This is a genomic window from Pseudoalteromonas sp. AWM4_233 (genome assembly GCF_056158285.1).
The window spans coordinates 1-5,083 of record NZ_JBSWSZ010000107.1 but is presented as its reverse complement, the minus strand read 5'-3'; the positions used below and the strand labels follow the sequence as shown (position 1 = coordinate 5,083).

Sequence of the window (5,083 nt, the reverse complement as noted above, 5' to 3'; positions counted from 1 at the left end):
AAGGTTAACGACGGTTAGATTCACCTCTTACACAGCACCTCTCAGGAACAGTAAAAATTAAAGTCCACCTTGAGCAAGATAGTGCTATGGCACATACCGTTACATTCAGCGTGATCGACTCAGGTCCAGGCATTGAAGATGACGATATTGAAAAACTAACTCAGCCTTATGTGCAAAGTAGCGCAGGTAAAGTAAAAGGCGGTACTGGTTTGGGGTTGGCGATTACTGCACGCTTACTCGAACGTTTAGGTTCAAAGCTCGAAATTGCCAGTCAGTTAAATAAAGGTAGTGTGTTTAGTTTTAGTTTAAACCTTGCTATTGGTGAACTCAGCCTTGTCCCGCAACGTCTCCATGAAACAGACTGTGTGACTGGGCTTAACATTTTATTAGTCGAAGATTTAGAGTTAAACCAAAAAATTGCCATTGAGTTTATGGCTGAAGATGAGCACAAAGTGAAGCTCGCAACTACAGGGCAGTCAGCACTCGATTTACTTCAACATCACCAGTTTGATGCTGTGTTGCTCGATATGAATCTACCCGATTTGACCGGTCAAGAAGTACTGAAATCATTGAAGAAAATAGAACATAAAAATCAGCGCACGCCTTTCCTCGCGTTTACTGCAAGCTTAAGCCCGGATGAAATCAAAGAGTATATGATGCTGGGGATCAAAGACATTGTTGCCAAGCCCATCAAACAAGAGAAGCTACAGGTGCTGTGTAAGAGGTGAATCTAACCGTCGTTAACCTTCACAATACGTAACTGTAATCGACTTCGTTCAGTTACGTATTGCTAAGGTTAATTCTCAGTCTTCCTCCAGACAAGGCAGCACCTCCCGCGGTTGGTGTATTTTTTGGCGATCGAGATCACCAGGCGCAGGTTGGCCTCGACCATTTCCTTCTTGGCCTGACGCGCCTCTTTCTCACCCTTTTGAACCTGCTGCACGATGCGGCGGAATTCGCGAGATGTCCAGACCGACATACTGACCGACCTGAGCCATATCGTGTGCGCAGCTCTTCGACCTTGTCGGTGGAGCGTTCGATGAACATCTGCCAGCCGCGACCCGGCTTTTCGGCCATCTCGGCCAGCCAGTTCGGATCCAGTTCGCGACCACGGTAGGCGTCGACGAACTCCCGGCGGTTGATGCGGGCCTGATCGGCCAGCTTCACCATCGCACTGTCGATCGACATGACGCGGCGGTTGATGCCGTAAAGCTGGTCGATCAGCGCCTCGATCCGGTTGTTGTGCAGATGCAGACCGTTCACCAGTTCAACGATCTCGGACGCGCAGCTTCTGGTAGGTTGCTTCGTCGTCTTCGCGAGAACGAGCCGTCTTCGTTCAGCGTCGCTGAAATCCGGCTGTCCTGCATTTCCGACAGAGCTGCGCAAAGTCGGTGGAGATGCGTTCCAGCGTTGTCGAGCACGCGATCCTTCAGCGCGGCTTCCATCGCGGCCAGGGACATGTTGGCCTGATCGTCTTCGTCCTCGTCGTCGTCATTGTGCGGATCGGGTTGCCGTCGGCGTCCAGCTCGGGCTCGTTCGTCCTTCGCGGCTTTGCGCGGCCTCGACACCGGCAGACGGTGTCAACCACCGGCTCTGTCCACATCGCCGTCTTCATCCATCTGGTTGCCAAAGGTGGCCTCCAGATCGATGACATCGCGCAGCAGAATGTCTTCGGACAACAAGTTCGTCGTGCCAGATGGTGATCGCCTGGAAGGTCAGCGGGCTTTCGCACAGCCCGGCGATCATCGTGTTCCGGCCCGCCTCGATCCGCTTGGCGATGGCAATCTCGCCCTCGCGCGCTCAGCAGTTCGACCGATGCCCATCTCGCGCAGGTACATGCGGACGGGGTCATCGGTGCGATCCAGCTTTTCGGTGCCGGCCCCAGCGACAGCGCAACCTCACGGTTGCTTTCGGTCGTCGACCAGTTCGGTCGAGCCTTTGTTCTTTCTCTCTTCCTCGGCTTCTTCATCTTCGATGATGTTGATGCCCATTTCGGACAGCATCGACATGACGTCTTCGATCTGTTCCGAGCTGACCTGATCCGGCGGCAGAACCTGGTTGAGCTGGTCGTAGGTGATATAGCCCCTCTCGCGGGCCTCGGCGATCATCTTCTTGACCTGCGGCCTGGCTCATGTCGAGCGCTATGTGCGTCGTCCTGAGTTGTCCGGCTTGCGCGTCGTCGTTGTCTTTGGCTGCCATGCAAGTGCTCCGTCAAAGGGAGGGGCCGGTTCTGGCCGGCACTCGCGCAAGTGAAGTGATTCGTTTCTGCGAATCATAGGGGGGAATCAAATAATTCGGCCACCCGTTGTACCCGTTTTTCCTCCAGTTTCCCTACAATGCGTCATCTTAGTTCTGACCCTTGGTAAAAGCCGAATTCTGTTGCAGCAGCGCGTCGAAAGCGCTGCGTTCTTCTCTTGTCCATCCGGGCCCCATTGGCCCCGGCTTCGAATTCCACCATCGTCTTCAGAACGGTTCATAACCGCCTGATTGCGCGCCTGTGCCGCCTGTCCCAGCCTCCAGGTCAGGGCTTCATCCGCGAGGCTCTCCATATCCTCCAGCGCCTCTGCGAGTTCGGCCATCGAGTCCCGCCTGCGCGGCGATCTTGGCGAATTCCTCGGCCACCGTGAGGCGGGCGAGTTCAACGTCGCCGGTCTGTCGCAAGCAGGGTACCACTGCCACATGGCGTAGCCCCGAGGAGGAATTCAAGGGCCTCGGGTCCAATTCTCTGCGCCGCGTCTTCCTGAAGCATTTCCGGGTCGGTCGTTCCTGCGCTCAGGAACAGGTCGCGCAGCGCGGCGTGATCGGGATCGCTGGCATTGCAGGCGTCTCCAGACTGGCCTTCGAACTCAGGCAGTCAGCGCCGGGTGCTCGCAGCAGCAGTGGCCAGAATGACGGCCTCGCCGCACCGGGTCTCGGCAGCCTCGCTCAGCGGAGGCCATCAGCAGAGGACTCGCCGCGGCGCTGGCGGCGACGGTGGCCGCCGGGCCCCATTTCTGGGTGCGGCTGACCATTGCGGAATCCGCGCTACGCTGGGCCGGATTTTCCGCCCCAGTTGCCGCCTCCGTTTCCGCCATCGCCGCTGCGCTTGCTGCGGAAGAGCTGCCAGCGGAGTTCCTTGATCTCATTGCCGTAGTGATGGCGCAGGTCGAGGGTCGCTGGATGCAGCTTGATCGCCGCGCGCAGCGTCGCGTCGAGCGCCGCTTTGCGCTCGGGGCTGTCAAAGACCTTGTCCTTCGGTCTCGCGCCGCCACAGCAGTTGCACCATCGGGACTGCGCCTGATCCAGCACCGCCTGCACCGCCTGCGGCCCCTTCGGCGCGCAGCAGGTCGTCCGGGTCCTTGACCTTCGGGCATGATGGCGAACCGCAATCCCTTGCCGGGCCTCCAGCAAGCGGCAGCGCCGGTGTCGATCAGCCCGCATCGGCGGCGCGCAGGCCGGCCTTGTCGCCGTCGAGCGCGATCACCGGCTCGTCCGGCGATGCGCCACAGCAGCTGCGATCTGATGCTCGGTGACGGCGGTGCCGAGCGGCGCCACCGCCGCCTCGAACCCGGCCTCGGCTGAGCGCGATCACATCCATATAGCCTTCGGCGACGATCAGCGGCTGGCCCTTGCCCGCCGCCTCGCGCGCGGGCGCGTGGTTGTAAAGGTTGCGGCCCTTGTCGAACAACTCGGTCTCGGGCGAGTTCAGATATTTGGCATTGTCGCTGCGGGTCCATGGCGCGCCCGCCAAAGGCAATGGCACGGCCACGGCGCATCGCGGATCGGGAACATGATCCGGTTGCGGAACACGTCATAGGGTTTGCCGCCCTTGTTGCGAGGGCTTGGCCAGCCCCGCCGCCGATGATCAGATCCTCGGCGACGCCCTTGTCCGCGCAGATGCGTCCCAGAGGTGCTGCCAGCCATCGGGCGCAAACCCAATCTCCAAACGGTCCTGAACCGCTTGCGGATCGAGCCCGCGCCGGTCGAGATAGGCGCGCGCCTCGCACGCGGCGCCGGTGCGCAGCTGCAGCCGGAAGAACTGCACCGCCTGTTCCATCACCTCGGCAAGCTGCGCTGCGGCGGTCCTGCTTCTCCTGCGCGGCCTGCGGGTCGCGCGCGGGCATCTGCATGCCTGCCTCACGGGCGAGGATCTCGACCGCCTCCATGAAGTCGACGTTCTCGCGTCTCTTGCACGAAGTTGATCGCATCGCCTTTGGCGTGACAGCCGAAGCAGTAGTAGAACCCCTTGCGGTCATCGACGTGGAAAGAGGCGGACTTTTCCTGATGGAACGGGCAGGGCGCCCACATGTCGCCCTTGGCCTGATTGGACTTGCGGCTGATCCCACATGACTTTGCGACCGACGACCTGGCTCGAGGCTCGGTCGGGGTGCGCAATTCGTCAAGGAAGCCGGGTGGTAAACTCATGCTCGGAGTATCAATGCAGAGGGAGGCCAAGTCCATGCGGCTCGGCACGCGCGTTTGTGTTTGTGTCAGATAGCCGATGCCCGCGCCGACCGGAAGGGCGACGCGGGCGGGTGCGGGTCACGTCATGCGCGCCTCAGCGCGGCGTCATTGCGAGAGACACTGCTGTTCCCAGCTGCGGCCCACATCGAGGGTGAGCTGGTTTTCGGGCAGCGAGTCAATTCGCATTGCGCCAGCGTCTCGCCCAAGTCGCGATCCAGCGCCCGGCGCAATTCGCGCTCGGTCCGCTTTTGCGGGATACCGTCCTTACGCGCCTGCACTGCTTCCATGACCATCTTGGCCGAGGTTTCGCAGCGTGCCGCCTTGTCACTTTGCGCGGAGGCCGGGGTGGCGGCGGCGAGCACCAGCCCGAAAAATACTACAAGAATCCGCATGGTCTGCATCTCCTGTGTCAGCCAAGGCGCTTATGTAATCCTTTGCGGGGAAAGTGTCACCCATGAGGCGGGCTGCGATCACCGCTCTGGAGAGCGCAGTGGCCTTGCCCGTTGCGCCAGCGCCGGGAAATCGCGTTGCGCTTGCTGGCTCAAAGTGAAATCATGACGTCACTTTTCGCGGGTATCAGCCATGGCGAAGACCAAGGAAATCAAGCCCAAGGACGAGAAGAAGAACACGTCCCTGCGGC

Annotated in this window: 6 protein-coding genes and 4 pseudogenes; 2 read left to right on the top strand and 8 right to left on the bottom strand. The window is 60.0% G+C overall.

Annotated features, from left to right (window positions below):
- Positions 1 to 44: 44 nt before the first annotated feature.
- A pseudogene (locus ACXAC4_RS21495) lies at positions 45 to 710 on the top strand (response regulator); the annotation flags it as partial.
- A 304-nt stretch (positions 711 to 1,014) separates the two neighbouring features.
- Here ACXAC4_RS21495 and ACXAC4_RS21490 read toward each other — a convergent pair.
- Positions 1,015 to 1,386 (bottom strand): annotated as a pseudogene (locus ACXAC4_RS21490) (hypothetical protein); the annotation flags it as partial.
- 11 nt (positions 1,387 to 1,397) lie between these two features.
- Between ACXAC4_RS21490 and ACXAC4_RS21485 the strand changes: the two are divergent.
- A complete protein-coding gene (locus ACXAC4_RS21485; protein ID WP_475165233.1) occupies positions 1,398 to 1,703 on the top strand; it encodes a hypothetical protein in 306 nt (101 codons plus the stop codon).
- Positions 1,704 to 1,745: 42 nt separating this feature from the next.
- Here the strand turns inward: ACXAC4_RS21485 and ACXAC4_RS21480 are convergent.
- The 7 genes and pseudogenes from ACXAC4_RS21480 to ACXAC4_RS21450 all read right to left on the bottom strand — a co-directional run.
- Positions 1,746 to 1,868 (bottom strand): annotated as a pseudogene (locus tag ACXAC4_RS21480) (sigma-70 factor domain-containing protein); the annotation flags it as partial.
- Positions 1,869 to 1,898: 30 nt separating this feature from the next.
- Positions 1,899 to 2,111: pseudogene (locus ACXAC4_RS21475) on the bottom strand (RNA polymerase sigma factor region1.1 domain-containing protein); the annotation flags it as partial.
- A gap of 913 nt (positions 2,112 to 3,024) precedes the next feature.
- On the bottom strand, positions 3,025 to 3,297 hold the full coding sequence (locus tag ACXAC4_RS21470; protein WP_475165232.1) for a hypothetical protein: 273 nt from the start codon (positions 3,295 to 3,297) through the stop codon (positions 3,025 to 3,027).
- 112 nt (positions 3,298 to 3,409) lie between these two features.
- The gene (locus tag ACXAC4_RS21465; protein WP_475165231.1) at positions 3,410 to 3,736 is read right to left on the bottom strand and encodes a toprim domain-containing protein; all 327 of its coding nucleotides are present in this window, start codon (positions 3,734 to 3,736) and stop codon (positions 3,410 to 3,412) included.
- A 108-nt stretch (positions 3,737 to 3,844) separates the two neighbouring features.
- Positions 3,845 to 4,036, bottom strand: coding sequence for a hypothetical protein (locus ACXAC4_RS21460; protein WP_475165229.1), 192 nt, complete (start codon positions 4,034 to 4,036; stop codon positions 3,845 to 3,847).
- 80 nt (positions 4,037 to 4,116) lie between these two features.
- The gene (locus ACXAC4_RS21455; RefSeq protein ID WP_475165234.1) at positions 4,117 to 4,287 is read right to left on the bottom strand and encodes a CHC2 zinc finger domain-containing protein; all 171 of its coding nucleotides are present in this window, start codon (positions 4,285 to 4,287) and stop codon (positions 4,117 to 4,119) included.
- Positions 4,288 to 4,526: 239 nt separating this feature from the next.
- Positions 4,527 to 4,835, bottom strand: a complete 309-nt coding sequence (locus tag ACXAC4_RS21450; RefSeq protein ID WP_475165227.1) for a hypothetical protein — start codon at positions 4,833 to 4,835, stop codon at positions 4,527 to 4,529.
- Positions 4,836 to 5,083: the final 248 nt, after the last annotated feature.

What these genes read in the sequence shown, in the direction of transcription:
- ACXAC4_RS21455 (WP_475165234.1), bottom strand. Translation starts at nt 4,287, where the DNA reads ATGTGGGCGCCCTGCCCGTTCCATCAGGAAAAGTCCGCCTCTTTCCAC.
- ACXAC4_RS21460 (WP_475165229.1), bottom strand. Translation starts at nt 4,036, where the DNA reads ATGGAACAGGCGGTGCAGTTCTTCCGGCTGCAGCTGCGCACCGGCGCC.
- ACXAC4_RS21485 (WP_475165233.1), top strand. Translation starts at nt 1,398, where the DNA reads ATGCGTTCCAGCGTTGTCGAGCACGCGATCCTTCAGCGCGGCTTCCAT.
- ACXAC4_RS21450 (WP_475165227.1), bottom strand. Translation starts at nt 4,835, where the DNA reads ATGCGGATTCTTGTAGTATTTTTCGGGCTGGTGCTCGCCGCCGCCACC.